Below are 13,779 nucleotides of genomic sequence, written 5' to 3'. Positions count from 1 at the left end.
AGGCAAGTGACGAGTCAAGAGCAATAAGGCTTGAACAAAGTGAAAGCCAGCGTCTTTAGGCGCTGGCTGGTAATTTGGGCTTATAGCCCTGGGACAAACCACCCGTTTGACGGGTGGTCATGATTAGTAAAGAAGTTCGTAAATTTCCATTGCAATCAAGTCAATGCTATCAAACGTATAAGTTTCGCGAGCTTCGACATCACGAAGGGTAAAGATTGAGCCGTTTTCTTCGTCGTGACTGTATGCAACTTCTGCAACAACAACTCCTTCGCGTTCAAAATTACGTTTTAAATTTCCGCCGTCTTTTGCCATTGCTTCAAGGCGGTTGATGATTCTAACCAAATGTGATTCCATTTTGATTCTCCTTCATTTCTTATCGTTACTATTTTACCATAAAGGAGGCCAACTTGCCTAGAAAAAACTAAGATTTCTCGCTAATTCTACTAGCTTAAAGTTTTTTTGAATAAATTAGACAAAAGATTTGAATTTTAATTCAATTGATGTTATAATCATACAGTATTCTATTTTAGAAAGCAGTGTGACTATGAATTTTTCTTTTTTACCTAAGTATTTACCTTATTTTAACTATGGGGCTGTTGTGACGGTTCTCATTTCTATCTGTGTTGTCTTTTTGGGAACTATTTTGGGTGTTGTCTTGGCTTTTGGGCAACGTTCAAAGTTTAAACCGCTTGTTTGGCTAGCCAACTTGTACGTTTGGATTTTCCGCGGGACGCCAATGATGGTTCAGATTATGATTGCCTTTGCTCTTATGCATATCAATGCTCCGACTATTCAGGTTGGGATTTTAGGTGTTGACCTTTCTCGTCTGATTCCAGGGATTTTGATTATTTCTATGAACAGTGGTGCTTATGTTTCTGAGACTGTTCGGGCTGGGATTAATGCGGTTCCTAAGGGGCAGTTAGAGGCGGCCTATTCTTTAGGGATTCGTCCTAAAAATGCGATGCGCTATGTGATTTTGCCACAAGCTATCAAAAATATTTTGCCAGCATTGGGGAACGAATTTATCACTATTATCAAGGATAGTTCCCTCTTATCAGCTATCGGTGTTATGGAGTTGTGGAATGGAGCTACAACAGTTTCTACAACAACCTATCTACCTTTAACACCACTTTTATTTGCAGCCTTTTACTACTTGATTATGACCTCTATTTTGACAGTAGCCTTGAAAGCTTTTGAAAAACGAATGGAACAAGGAGATAAAAAATAATGACAGAGACCTTGATAAAAATTGAAAATTTACATAAATCTTTTGGAAAGAATGAAGTATTGAAGGGCATCAACCTCGAGATTAAAAGAGGAGAAGTTGTCGTTATCATTGGTCCTTCAGGAAGCGGAAAATCTACCTTGCTTCGTTCTATGAATTTGTTGGAAGAAGCAACAAAAGGGAAGGTTATCTTTGAGGGAGTTGATATTACGGACAAGAAGAATGACCTGTTTGCCATGCGTGAGAAGATGGGCATGGTTTTCCAACAATTTAATCTCTTTCCTAATATGACTGTGATGGAAAATATTACCTTGTCTCCTATCAAGACCAAAGGTGAAAGTAAGGAAGTTGCAGAGAAGAGAGCTAAGGAGCTTTTGGAAAAAGTTGGCTTACCAGATAAGGCAACTGCTTATCCACAGAGTTTGTCAGGTGGCCAGCAACAGCGGATTGCTATTGCGCGTGGCTTAGCTATGGAACCAGATGTTTTGCTCTTTGACGAGCCAACTTCAGCCCTGGACCCTGAAATGGTAGGTGAAGTGTTGGCTGTTATGCAAGACCTAGCCAAGTCAGGAATGACCATGGTTATCGTAACACATGAGATGGGATTTGCTCGTGAGGTGGCAGACCGTGTCATCTTTATGGCAGACGGTGTGGTTGTTGAAGACGGAACACCTGAACAGATTTTTGAACAAACTCAAGAACAACGGACTAAAGACTTCTTGAGTAAGGTTTTATAAGTTAGCTTTGTTTAGCTATTTGTAGCCAACTTTACATATAAAATATAGATTAATGAAAAGCTCGAACCGAGCTTTTTCTTATAGTTTGAAACTATAAGATAGCCTAGGAAAGAAGTGTTAGAGGGGATTAGCAGTTTTTGGTATAATGGAAGATATTTGAAAGAAAAGAGAAGTGATATGACACAGATTATTGATGGGAAGGCTCTGGCAGCTAAGTTACAAGGACAGTTGGCTGAAAAGACTGAAAAATTAAAGGAAGAGACAGGTTTAGTACCTGGTTTGGTAGTGATTTTGGTTGGGGATAATCCAGCAAGCCAAGTCTATGTTCGTAACAAGGAGAGGTCAGCCCTTGCGGCTGGTTTCCGTAGTGAAGTTGTGCGAGTTCCAGATACCATTACTCAAGAGGAATTGTTAGACTTGATTGCCAAATACAATCAAGATCCAGCTTGGCATGGAATTTTGGTCCAGTTACCATTACCAAAACATATTGATGAAGAGGCGGTTCTATTGGCCATTGATCCAGAAAAGGATGTGGATGGTTTCCATCCCCTAAACATGGGACGTCTCTGGTCTGGTCATCCAGTCATGATTCCTTCTACACCTGCAGGAATTATGGAAATGTTTCATGAATATGGGATTGACTTGGAAGGTAAAAATGCGGTCGTCATTGGTCGTTCCAATATCGTTGGAAAACCTATGGCCCAGCTTCTTTTGGCAAAGAATGCGACAGTGACTTTGACCCACTCACGGACTCATAATCTTGCCAAGGTGGCTGCTAAAGCAGATATTCTTGTAGTAGCAATCGGCCGTGCCAAATTTGTGACTCCTGACTTTGTCAAACCAGGTGCGGTTGTCATTGATGTTGGGATGAATCGCGATGAAAATGGCAAGCTCTGTGGGGATGTGGATTATGAGGCTGTTGCACCACTTGCTAGCCATATCACTCCAGTCCCTGGAGGTGTCGGTCCTATGACCATTACCATGCTGATGGAGCAAACCTATCAGGCAGCCCTTCGGACATTGGATAGAAAATAAGAGAAAATTCGCTGAAGATAGTGTATTTTATATATCTATGTCTAAAATGACATACAATAATTGTAAAAATAAGATTACAAAGGGAGGTTTGTGCCTCCTTTTTGTTGTATAATGGAGTGAGGTGATTAGATGATTTTAAAAATTTATAATGGGGAATATAGTTTACAATGGGATGGAATATACTACTTAGCACTAATTGATTATCCAAATATTCAAGAATGGGAATTAGAAAAAATTGCTAAATTTATAGCTTACGAAAAACTTCATAAACGTCAAACAAGTATTGAGTGTGCTGATTCTTGTTTAAAAAAAGAGATTTCAGATTACATCTTTCAGCATCCCTTTCTGCCACCATTTACCCCTACAGATAAAATAGTAGCCTCGACTTATGATCTACATAAGAGGTTAGTGACTTCAGACTACTGTAGTCATACTACGACTATAGATGCAGCGATTTCTATCTTTAAAACAGGTCAGCTCTTATCTGATGTGAGATCCTTTGGGCGAGATGCTGAGGAGTTGGTTTTGGATAGTAGAAATGCTGCATCGGATCCGATAGATTATTTTGACTATGTCATGTTAGGGTGGTCAAATACAAGTTCTGGTTATCGATTAGCGATGGAGCGTATATTAGGTCGAGCTCCTTCAGAGAAAGAATTACAAGACAAGTTTATTCCTGGAGTGAGTTTTCATTTTATCTATACAGATTTGATTAAAGTTACTGGTTATATTTTTGATGGCTACCATGTTGCAAAAATTAAGGACATGTTGAATTTATTTAGTGAGTTGTATATTTGTATTATTCCAACTCATAATAAGAGCCAATTTGAAAATATTATTCCAACTAAAATACAAGATAGGGTGCATTATCTTGAGTATGCTGGAGAAGACTTAGAAGAGTGGACTAAGAAAGTCTATCAAGTTGTTTTAAAACAATCAGATAAAGGATAGTTGAGGAAAAAACGATGAAAGTGATTGAGCAAGCATTATTAGAAAAAGTCATTATTGAACGTTCTCGTACCAGTCATAAAGGAGACTATGGCCGTCTGTTGTTGCTTGGTGGGACTTATCCTTATGGTGGTGCTGTCGTCATGGCTGCTTTGGCAGCTGTTAAAAGTGGAGCTGGTTTGGTGACTGTTGGAACAGATAGGGAAAATATCCCAGCTTTGCACAGTAATTTACCTGAGGCTATGGCCTTTTCTCTTCAAGACCAGCAATTGTTAACAGAGCAATTGGAGAAGGCAGAAGTTGTCTTGCTGGGGCCTGGTTTACGAGACGATGCTTTTGGAGAAGATCTAGTCAAACAGGTCTTTGCTAGCTTAAAAAAGAATCAGATTTTGATTGTAGACGGAGGTGCCTTGACCATTCTTGCTAGAACAAGTTTGTCATTTCCGACTAACCAGCTTATCCTAACTCCTCACAAAAAAGAATGGGAAAAATTATCTGGAATTACGATTGAAAAGCAACAGGAAGATGCAACGGCTAGTGCCCTGACTTCCTTTCCTCAAGGAATAATTTTGGTGGAGAAAGGCCCAGCTACTCGTATTTGGGAAGTTGGCCAGTCTGATTATTACCAGTTACAGGTTGGTGGTCCCTATCAGGCGACTGGGGGAATGGGAGATACTCTGGCTGGGATAATTGCAGGATTTGCAGGCCAGTTTAAACAAGCCAGTCTCTATGAGCGTGTGGCAGTAGCAACCCATCTTCATTCAGCAATAGCCCAAGAATTATCTCAAGAACATTATGTGGTCTTGCCGACGGAAATCAGCTCTTATCTTTCTAAAATAATGAAAAAAATATCTCAAAAAGGCACCTGATGGTTTCAGGCGCCTTTATATCTTTTAGAAAAATCCTTTAATCTTTCCAACGAGGCCATCCAGACCTTCAGAACCAGAAATCAACTGCTGAGCTTGAGAGAAGTATTCTCCAAGTTGGTCTTGGTTTTCTGCAACAAATGTTTTTGCAGCTTCGAAATCTTTTGTTTCGATTAATTCTTTTACTTGGTTAAACAAATCTAATGGGTTCATCTTATTTCTCCTTTTCTGTACTTAACTATTTAATCATCTTTATGATAAAAAATCAACTGTTGCTACTTTTGGCTAGGACCTGTTTTTATCTACAAGTTCACATAACTAAGATTCTAACTACCAAAACAAGGTGGACATAAAAATAAAAATGTTCGGTTTTTTCTAGTGTATCCATGAAATAAAAACGGATACATGTTATAATAGAAATAGCTCTTTAATGGAGGTGTTTGAGTGGAAAATCTGAAGAAAATGGCAGGTATCAAGGCTGCTGAGTTTGTTAATGATGGTATGGTTGTCGGGCTGGGTACTGGCTCGACTGCCTATTATTTTGTCGAAGAAATCGGTCGTCGTATCAAGGAAGAAGGACTACGAATTACAGCTGTAACGACCTCTAGTGTGACTAGTAAACAGGCTGAAGAGCTTAAGATCCCGCTCAAGTCTATTGACCAAGTAGATGTTGTCGATGTGACGGTTGATGGAGCGGATGAAGTGGATAGCCAGTTTAACGGAATCAAAGGCGGTGGTGGTGCCCTTCTCATGGAGAAGGTTGTAGCAACGCCCTCAAAAGAATACATTTGGGTAGTAGATGAAAGCAAGCTGGTAGACAAACTAGGTACATTTAAATTGCCAGTAGAAGTGGTTCAGTATGGCGCAGAACAGGTCTTTCGTCGTTTTGAGCGAGCTGGCTACAAACCAAGTTTCCGTGAAAAAGACGGCCAACGTTTTGTGACCGATATGCAGAATTTTATCATTGACCTTGCCTTGGATGTCATTGAAGATCCAATTGCTTTCGAACAAGAATTGGACCATGTCGTTGGTGTTGTAGAGCACGGTTTATTCAACCAAATGGTGGATAAGGTCATCGTTGCTGGACGAGATGGGGTTCAGATTTTAACTTCAAGTAAAGGAAAATAGAAGGAGATACACTATGTCAAAATTTAATCGTATTCACTTGGTGGTACTAGATTCTGTAGGAATCGGTGCTGCACCAGATGCCAATAACTTTGTCAATGCAGGGGTTCCAGATGGTGCCTCTGACACACTGGGACACATTTCCAAAACAGTTGGTTTGAATGTGCCAAACATGGCTAAAATCGGTCTTGGAAATATTCCTCGCGAAACTCCTCTTAAGACTGTACCAGCTGAAAGCAACCCAACAGGATATGCAACAAAATTGGAAGAAGTATCTCTTGGTAAGGATACTATGACTGGACACTGGGAAATCATGGGCCTTAACATTACAGAACCTTTCGATACTTTCTGGAATGGATTCCCAGAAGAAATCTTGACAAAAATTGAAGAATTTTCAGGACGTAAGGTTATTCGTGAAGCTAATAAACCTTACTCAGGAACAGCTGTTATCGATGATTTTGGACCACGTCAAATGGAAACTGGGGAGTTGATTATCTATACTTCAGCTGACCCTGTTTTGCAAATTGCTGCCCACGAAGACATCATTCCTCTGGATGAATTGTACCGTATCTGTGAGTACGCTCGTTCGATTACCCTTGAGCGTCCTGCCCTTCTTGGTCGCATCATTGCCCGTCCATATGTTGGTGAGCCAGGTAACTTCACTCGTACAGCAAACCGTCGTGACTTGGCAGTATCTCCATTTGCACCGACTGTTTTGGATAAATTGAATGAGGCTGGTATCGATACTTACGCTGTTGGTAAAATCAACGATATCTTTAACGGTGCTGGTATCAACCACGACATGGGCCATAACAAGTCAAATAGCCACGGAATTGATACACTATTGAAGACCATGGGCCTTGCTGAGTTTGAAAAAGGATTCTCATTCACAAACTTGGTTGACTTTGATGCCCTTTACGGCCACCGTCGTAATGCTCACGGCTACCGTGATTGCTTGCATGAGTTTGATGAACGCTTGCCTGAAATTATCGCAGCCATGAGAGAGAACGACCTTCTCTTGATTACTGCGGACCATGGAAATGACCCAACGTATGCAGGAACAGACCACACTCGTGAATATATTCCATTGTTGGCCTACAGCCCTGCCTTTAAAGGAAATGGTGTCATTCCAGTAGGACATTTTGCAGATATCTCAGCGACTATTGCCGATAACTTTGGTGTTGAAACTGCCATGATTGGGGAAAGTTTCTTAGATAAATTGGTATAAGATGACGCGCTATGCTTTACTTGTTCGGGGCATTAATGTCGGTGGGAAAAATAAAGTTGTCATGGCGGAGCTTCGGCAAGAACTGACAGAGTTGGGACTGGAAAAAGTTGAAACCTACATCAACAGTGGCAATATTTTCTTTACTTCGACAGATCCCAAAGTCCGATTGATTGAAAAGTTAGAGGCTTTCTTTGCAGTCCATTATCCATTTATTCAGAGCTTTTCTTTGCTGAGTCAGGAAGATTATGAAGAAGAGCTGAATAATCTGCCAGATTGGTGGATCAAAGATTTGGCACGAAAGGATTTCCTCTTTTACACTGAGGGATTGGATGTTGTTCAAGTCATTGAGACAGTTGAAAGTTTGGAATTGAAAGATGAAATCGTTCATTTTGGAAGACTTGGGATTTTCTGGGGGAAATTCTCTGAGGAATCCTACTATGCAACTGCCTATCACAAGTACTTGCTCAAGATGCCTTTTTATCGCAACATCACCATTCGCAATGCAAAAACCTTTGACAAAATCGGTCAAATGCTAAAAAATAATAAAGGAGACACACAATGACATTTTTAGATAAGATCAATGAAACAGCTGCCTTCCTGAAAGACAAGGGAATCCAAGCTCCCGAGTTTGGTCTAATCCTTGGATCAGGACTTGGAGAATTGGCAGAAGAAATCGAAAATCCAGTTGTAGTAGACTATGCTGAGATTCCAAACTGGGGCCGCTCTACAGTAGTTGGTCACGCTGGTAAATTAGTATATGGTGAACTTGCAGGTCGCAAGGTTTTAGCTCTTCAAGGGCGTTTCCATTTCTACGAAGGAAATCCTCTGGAAGTTGTGACTTTCCCAGTTCGTGTCATGAAAGTTCTCGGATGTGAAGGTGTCATTGTAACCAATGCAGCTGGTGGTATTGGTTATGGGCCTGGTACTTTGATGGCTATTTCAGACCATATCAATATGACGGGGCAAAATCCATTGATGGGTGAAAACTTGGATGAATTTGGTCCACGTTTCCCAGATATGTCTAAGGCATACACACCAGAATATCGTGCTACTGCCCATGAAGTGGCTAAAAAACTTGGTATCAAGCTTGATGAAGGTGTCTATATCGGTGTTACTGGTCCAACTTATGAAACACCAGCAGAAATCCGTGCTTATAAGACACTGGGAGCAGATGCAGTTGGTATGTCGACTGTTCCTGAAGTTATTGTGGCAGCTCACTCAGGTTTGAAAGTTCTCGGTATTTCATGTATTACTAACCATGCTGCAGGTTTCCAAGAGGAACTTAACCACGAAGAAGTTGTAGAAGTGACTGAACGTGTTAAAGGCGACTTCAAAGGCTTGCTTAAAGCGATTCTTGCTGAATTGTAATCATGTTAATAGAATTGAGGGGTATTTTTCGAAAGATTCCTTATAATTTTAGATTATTCATAGCAGTAATTCTGCAAGGAATAGTTTCGGGTTTATCTGGTATAGTTCTCCATTATCTTTTAGAGATGGTGGAGGAGCTGGCTTTTGGTCAGTCAGAGCATCATAGTGAATTTTTGACAGATGGAGTTTCCTCGTTACGGATAGGACTAAGTTTAATGATCGTGGGTCTTGCTTCATCCTTGGTCTGGTATTTCTTGCAAAAAGGGTCTAAGATTTATTCCATCAAAGCTCAGATGAAGAATGAGACTTCACAATACAAGCTTCATTTTTTAAGACAGCTATTTCATTCAATTTGGCAGATCATTGCAGTTGGAGGGGGAGCCCCTATTGGCAAAGAAGCTGCACCACGAGAAATTGGAACTCTATTTGCAGGACCAATTGGAAAAATATGTTCTCTCTCTAAGAAGGATCAAATCTTTCTCCTTGCTTGTGGTGCTGGTGCTGGTTTAGCAGCTGTCTATCAGATTCCATTAACAAGTGTCTTCTTTGTTTTTGAAACCCTAGGAATTGCTCTATCTATTAAACGATTTGTCTTAGTCGGTTTGACTACCTATGTGTCAACCTATACAGCAGGCTTGGTTATTTCAGATCAGGCTCTCTACCAGATTCCAGTTATCACATGGTCATTAAAGGAAATATGGATTATTCCCTTATTACTTCTTTTCTTAACCCCACTGGCTTGGCTTTTTGGTCGCTTAAGTAAGGCAGTGTCTTCAAACAGAATAAAAGATAAACGAATACTTCTCACATTGCCCTCAGCTTTTCTTTTTCTTATTGGATTAGCAAGTTATTTTCCACATCTACTTGGAAATGGACGTATGATGGCTCAGGAAGTATTGAATGGTAGCAACGGCAAAACAGTATTCCTTTTGTTTATCTTAAAAGCATTAGTTGTTCTTATTATTCTGTGGGCAGGGGCCTATGGTGGTACCCTTACGCCATCTTTTGCCTTGGGGATGGCTGGAGCTGCTCTCTTTGGAATGATTCTAGGTGGGGATAGCCAGCCAAGCATTTTGCTTTTGGGATCTGTTTGCTTTTTGTCTGTGACCTTGAGGGCTCCCTGGTCTGCAACTGGATTAGTTATAGGTTTCACTGGGCTAGGTATAGATTCTCTCCAGTATCTCTTAGTAACAGCTGTTTTAGCCTATGAATTTGCAAAAATGTTAGACCACTTTCCTTGTGCTAGCATACTGTGTCAGAAGTCAAATAATAGAGTAATTAGGTAGGAAATGCCCATTTCTTCTAGTCAATGATTTGATTTAAAAGATTAAAAAAACTCTCAATTTATTTATAACTGTTTTAAATAAAAATGTAGTAGGATTATCGGAGTCATTGTTGAATCCGATTTTTCCTAGCTATGAAATATAAAAATAAAAAAAGAAAGGTAGAGCGTGTGTTTTGATTTGAACACGAACGGAAAACTTTTCTAAAAACTCAGAAGAGAAGGGGAGTTCGGATTTGAATAGAAGCCGCTCTAATCTTCTCAATATCATCAAAATTAAGAAAGAAAGGAATTGAACCCACCCTAAAAGCAGTGGGAAAAAGATAGTTGGTCTAGCGAGCATCGCTCACTACACCCAACTCCTATTTTCCCTTTGCTTTTTGACGGGTTTGATATCTTTCTGATTATAAATTTTAGAATAAAAAAAGAAAGGTAGAGCGCGTGTTCTAATTTGAACACGAACGGAAAACTCGGAAAATAGATAATCTGACTGAGAAATCAGGATTTGTTGTCAGATTCCTAATTTTCAGTCGTTTTCTTGTCGCTCTTTGTATCATATATTATGTCTATCCATATTGCTGCTCAGCAGGGTGAAATTGCTGATAAAATTCTTCTTCCTGGGGATCCTCTTCGTGCTAAGTTTATTGCGGAGAATTTCCTTGAAGATGCTGTTTGTTTTAACGAAGTGCGTAACATGTTTGGTTACACTGGTACTTACAAGGGCCACCGTGTATCTGTCATGGGAACTGGGATGGGGATGCCATCTATTTCGATTTATGCGCGTGAGTTGATCGTAGACTACGGTGTGAAGAAATTGATCCGTGTGGGAACTGCAGGTTCTTTGAATGAAGATGTTCACGTTCGTGAATTAGTTTTGGCGCAGGCAGCTGCAACCAACTCAAACATCGTCCGTAATGACTGGCCACAGTACGATTTTCCACAAATCGCTAGTTTTGATTTGCTAGATAAGGCTTATCATATTGCCAAAGAACTTGGTATGACCACACACGTTGGGAACGTTTTGTCTTCTGATGTCTTTTACTCAAACTACTTTGAAAAGAACATCGAACTTGGTAAATGGGGAGTCAAGGCTGTGGAAATGGAAGCAGCAGCGCTTTACTATCTCGCTGCCCAATACCATGTTGATGCGCTAGCTATCATGACCATCTCTGATAGCCTGGTCAATCCTGACGAAGACACAACTGCAGAAGAACGTCAAAATACCTTCACCGATATGATGAAGGTTGGATTAGAAACTTTGATTGCAGAATAATTATAGCAAGAAAAGGAAGCCCTTCTTTATGAATTGGAGGACTTCCTTTTCTTATCCAGAAATTGGTCTATCTCCTTTTGTGATCTGAGGATGACAACTTTATCTGGATAGGTTTCTTGACCCCACTTGTAGCGTTCCTTGGCGGATTTGCTCCGTCCGTCCCAAAGAATCCATCTGATAAACTCCCAATTAAATTGTTCTTGACAACCAGCTGCCATACTTTCTCTGACCTTGCCTCGGTATGTGAGGTATCGTTTAAAGGCTCGTAGCAGACAATTCCAGCGAGAAAAATTGAGAAAGATGATTTGGTCAGCATCCTGCATTCTTTCCTCATAGAAACACCAAGAATAATTCCCATCAATGACCCAAGCTTCATGCTTTGTGAGAAAATTTTCCATCTCGGTCAACATCCATTCACGATCACTGTCTTGCCAACCAGGTTGAAATTGGAGTGTGTCCATGTGAAGTTTGGGGATGGAGTAGCAGTGAGACAACTTTTCGGCTAGAGTTGACTTACCAGCACCAGAATATCCGATAATTGCGATTTTCATTTTCTACCTTTTCCTATTTGAGGACAAAAAAACAGCCTCTATGGACTGTTTCTTATTTAGCAAGTTTAGCTGAAAGACGAGCTTTGTCGCGGCTTGCTTTGTTTTTGTGAATCAAACCTTTAGTTTCTGCTTTATCGATAGCTGAGCTAGCAGCACGGAAAAGTTTTTCAGATGGGTTTGCTTCGAAAGCTTTGATAGCAGTACGCATAGCTGATTTTTGAGCTGAGTTCTTTTCGTTTTGTTTAACGTTCAATTCAGCGCGTTTGATAGCTGATTTAATGTTTGCCAATGTTCTTACCTCCATATTTACTAACTATACCATTATATCTGAAAACTTACGTTTTGACAAGGGAAAATTATTTTTTTAAGTAAATTTCATCGATTTCATGGTTCTTTGTTTTATGAAGAATCACTTCTGCACGATTTCTAGTTGGTTCAATATAATTTTGTAGATTTGTGAGATTGATACTGGTCCAGACCTGATGGGCAAAGGATTCCACTTCCCCAATCGGCATTTGTGTAAAACGATAATAGTAGCTATCAGGGTCGTTTTGGGCTAGGCTCAGCATCTTCAAGAAACGGTCCAGATACCAACTCTCGATGTCATCAACTGCAGCATCAACATAGATGGAAAAGTCAAAGAAGTCAGTAATGTAGAGACGCTCGTTTTGTGGATTTTGAAAGACATTTATTCCCTCAACAATGACAAAATCAGCAGCTTTGACGCTTTGCTTTTCCTCAGGTACGATGTCGTAGACTTCATGAGAATAGACAGGAATATCTACATCTTGTCCATTTTTGATGTGGTCCAGGAAGTTAAGAAGAGCTTCCATATCATAGCTTTCAGGAAATCCCTTGCGATTTAAAATCCCTTGTTCAATCAAGGTCTGGTTGGGATAGAGAAAGCCGTCAGTTGTTACTAACTCAACCGTAGCATCTGTAAGCGTACGGGACAGTAGGATTTGTAGTAGGCGGCTAGTTGTGGATTTTCCAACGGCAACACTCCCAGAAACTCCAATGATAAAAGGTTGGGATTTACTTTCACGTTGGAGGAAGATTCCTTTGGAAAAGGCTAAATCATCCTTGGTACGCTTGTAAATCTGGATGAGATGGGCTAGGGGGAGATAGACATCGGTAACATCCTGTAGACTAATCTGGTCATTAAAACTCTTGATAGATTCTAATTCCTCTTCTGTCAAAGGAGGTGTTGTCTTTCGATGTAAAGATTGCCAAGTCTGGCGGCTGATTTTTTCAAAATGTAAAAATTCGTTGGTCATTTGTTTTCCCCTAGATATTTTGTTTATCATACCATAAAAAGCTAAAAAAATAAAGCGGTTTCTTGATGATAGTAAACCAATATCGTATAATAGAAGTAGATAGGGTTGAACAATTTATTGATGAAGTAGGAACTACTTTCTGCTGATTTATAAGCTAATAAAGGGGGCTTTTTAGTTCACAACTTATAGGAGGTGTACTATGAAAATCTTAAAACGTTACATATTGGAACTCTGTTTTATTTTAAGTTTTGCCTTACCTTTTATAAAAGGGGCGAATGCGGATAATGGTAGACGCTTTGTGGAAATCTATTACGGTTTTACTTTTTTGATGGAACATGCCATTGTAACAGTTGTCTTTCTTTGTTCGCTCTTGATTGCTTTCTTCCTAAAAAAACGGTGGACGAAATGGCTTGCTGCTGGTAGTTATGTCTTTTTAGTTCTATGGATTGCTACAGAGGGTTATTTCTTCCGCATGTCGCTAGAAGATTTAATCCGACTTTGGACAAGTTTGGAAATCCTGACAAAAACGTATCAGTTGGGCTTTTATCTAAACATCCTGTTGGGAATTTTGTTGATAATTAAGTATCTGAAGGTTAAGCAATAGTCATAAAAATGAGCCTAATTATAGATGATAAATTTGTTGTTTTATCCTGATTATGATATTTCTAGTTCTAAATGGCTTATTATTTATAAGTGTTGAAAGAGATTGAAGAAAATGTCTTCTTGGCTAGCTTTCTTGGCTCTTTGTCAACTGTAGTGGGTTGAAGAAAAGCTAAGCTCGAGAAAGGACAAATTTCGTCCTTTCTTTTTTGATGTTGAGAGCGATAAAAATCCGTTTTTTGAAGTTTTCAAAGTTCCGAAAAC

The 13,779-nt window shown here is 39.8% G+C and carries 17 protein-coding genes; 12 read left to right on the top strand and 5 right to left on the bottom strand.

All coding sequences use genetic code 11. The features are described from left to right. Window positions 1-123: 123 nt before the first annotated feature. Window positions 124-354 (bottom strand): DUF1797 family protein, encoded by a 231-nt coding sequence (locus QM818_RS08615; protein ID WP_000443570.1) that lies wholly within the window; start codon window positions 352-354, stop codon window positions 124-126. A gap of 190 nt (window positions 355-544) precedes the next feature. On the opposite strand from QM818_RS08615, the gene QM818_RS08610 reads away from it, so the two are divergent. The 5 genes from QM818_RS08610 to QM818_RS08590 all read left to right on the top strand — a co-directional run bounded on the left by QM818_RS08610 (window position 545) and on the right by QM818_RS08590 (window position 4,814). Further along, window positions 545-1,228: an amino acid ABC transporter permease gene (locus QM818_RS08610; protein WP_004256547.1), complete on the top strand. Its 684-nt coding sequence runs from the start codon at window positions 545-547 to the stop codon at window positions 1,226-1,228. Beyond that, window positions 1,228-1,962, top strand: coding sequence for an amino acid ABC transporter ATP-binding protein (locus QM818_RS08605; RefSeq protein ID WP_004256549.1), 735 nt, complete (start codon window positions 1,228-1,230; stop codon window positions 1,960-1,962). Before QM818_RS08610 ends, QM818_RS08605 begins: the two co-directional genes overlap by 1 nt. 177 nt (window positions 1,963-2,139) lie before the next feature. Then, the gene (locus tag QM818_RS08600; RefSeq protein ID WP_043901704.1) at window positions 2,140-2,997 is read left to right on the top strand and encodes a bifunctional methylenetetrahydrofolate dehydrogenase/methenyltetrahydrofolate cyclohydrolase; all 858 of its coding nucleotides are present in this window, start codon (window positions 2,140-2,142) and stop codon (window positions 2,995-2,997) included. A gap of 129 nt (window positions 2,998-3,126) precedes the next feature. Next, a complete protein-coding gene (locus tag QM818_RS08595; RefSeq protein WP_414300165.1) occupies window positions 3,127-3,948 on the top strand; it encodes a phosphate ABC transporter ATPase in 822 nt (273 codons plus the stop codon). A gap of 14 nt (window positions 3,949-3,962) precedes the next feature. Next, window positions 3,963-4,814 carry an NAD(P)H-hydrate dehydratase gene (locus QM818_RS08590; RefSeq protein WP_261081352.1) on the top strand — a complete coding sequence of 284 codons (852 nt, stop codon included), beginning with the start codon at window positions 3,963-3,965 and terminating at the stop codon, window positions 4,812-4,814. 24 nt (window positions 4,815-4,838) lie between these two features. On the opposite strand, the gene QM818_RS08585 is transcribed toward QM818_RS08590, so the two are convergent. Further along, window positions 4,839-5,024 (bottom strand): hypothetical protein, encoded by a 186-nt coding sequence (locus tag QM818_RS08585; protein ID WP_001068557.1) that lies wholly within the window; start codon window positions 5,022-5,024, stop codon window positions 4,839-4,841. A 231-nt stretch (window positions 5,025-5,255) separates the two neighbouring features. Here QM818_RS08585 and rpiA point away from each other — a divergent pair, with 231 nt between their 5' ends. The 6 genes from rpiA to deoD all read left to right on the top strand — a co-directional run bounded on the left by rpiA (window position 5,256) and on the right by deoD (window position 11,087). Continuing rightward, complete coding sequence (rpiA, locus tag QM818_RS08580; RefSeq protein ID WP_414300164.1) at window positions 5,256-5,939, top strand: ribose-5-phosphate isomerase RpiA; 684 nt, start codon at window positions 5,256-5,258, stop codon at window positions 5,937-5,939. 13 nt (window positions 5,940-5,952) lie between these two features. After that, window positions 5,953-7,164 (top strand): phosphopentomutase, encoded by a 1,212-nt coding sequence (locus tag QM818_RS08575; RefSeq protein ID WP_020902944.1) that lies wholly within the window; start codon window positions 5,953-5,955, stop codon window positions 7,162-7,164. Window position 7,165: 1 nt separating this feature from the next. Beyond that, window positions 7,166-7,726: a DUF1697 domain-containing protein gene (locus QM818_RS08570; RefSeq protein WP_414300163.1), complete on the top strand. Its 561-nt coding sequence runs from the start codon at window positions 7,166-7,168 to the stop codon at window positions 7,724-7,726. After that, a complete protein-coding gene (locus tag QM818_RS08565; RefSeq protein ID WP_023946454.1) occupies window positions 7,723-8,532 on the top strand; it encodes a purine-nucleoside phosphorylase in 810 nt (269 codons plus the stop codon). The genes QM818_RS08570 and QM818_RS08565 overlap by 4 nt, the downstream gene beginning before the upstream one ends. A gap of 2 nt (window positions 8,533-8,534) precedes the next feature. Continuing rightward, on the top strand, window positions 8,535-9,818 hold the full coding sequence (locus tag QM818_RS08560; protein ID WP_023946456.1) for a chloride channel protein: 1,284 nt from the start codon (window positions 8,535-8,537) through the stop codon (window positions 9,816-9,818). Between the two features lie 558 nt (window positions 9,819-10,376). After that, window positions 10,377-11,087 (top strand): purine-nucleoside phosphorylase, encoded by a 711-nt coding sequence (gene deoD, locus QM818_RS08555; protein ID WP_049524900.1) that lies wholly within the window; start codon window positions 10,377-10,379, stop codon window positions 11,085-11,087. A gap of 26 nt (window positions 11,088-11,113) precedes the next feature. On the opposite strand, the gene QM818_RS08550 is transcribed toward deoD, so the two are convergent. The 3 genes from QM818_RS08550 to coaA form a co-directional block, all read right to left on the bottom strand. Further along, the gene (locus QM818_RS08550; protein ID WP_414300162.1) at window positions 11,114-11,638 is read right to left on the bottom strand and encodes a DNA topology modulation protein; all 525 of its coding nucleotides are present in this window, start codon (window positions 11,636-11,638) and stop codon (window positions 11,114-11,116) included. A gap of 52 nt (window positions 11,639-11,690) precedes the next feature. After that, window positions 11,691-11,927: a 30S ribosomal protein S20 gene (rpsT, locus tag QM818_RS08545; protein ID WP_414300161.1), complete on the bottom strand. Its 237-nt coding sequence runs from the start codon at window positions 11,925-11,927 to the stop codon at window positions 11,691-11,693. Between the two features lie 67 nt (window positions 11,928-11,994). After that, window positions 11,995-12,915 (bottom strand): type I pantothenate kinase, encoded by a 921-nt coding sequence (coaA, locus tag QM818_RS08540; RefSeq protein WP_004258795.1) that lies wholly within the window; start codon window positions 12,913-12,915, stop codon window positions 11,995-11,997. A gap of 199 nt (window positions 12,916-13,114) precedes the next feature. Here coaA and QM818_RS08535 point away from each other — a divergent pair, with 199 nt between their 5' ends. Continuing rightward, window positions 13,115-13,519: a hypothetical protein gene (locus QM818_RS08535; protein ID WP_261086486.1), complete on the top strand. Its 405-nt coding sequence runs from the start codon at window positions 13,115-13,117 to the stop codon at window positions 13,517-13,519. Window positions 13,520-13,779 lie beyond the last annotated feature (260 nt).

Source organism: Streptococcus mitis, from assembly GCF_047464035.1.
GTDB lineage: Bacteria > Bacillota > Bacilli > Lactobacillales > Streptococcaceae > Streptococcus > Streptococcus mitis_DX.
This window is presented reverse-complemented; position numbering and strand designations above follow the sequence as displayed.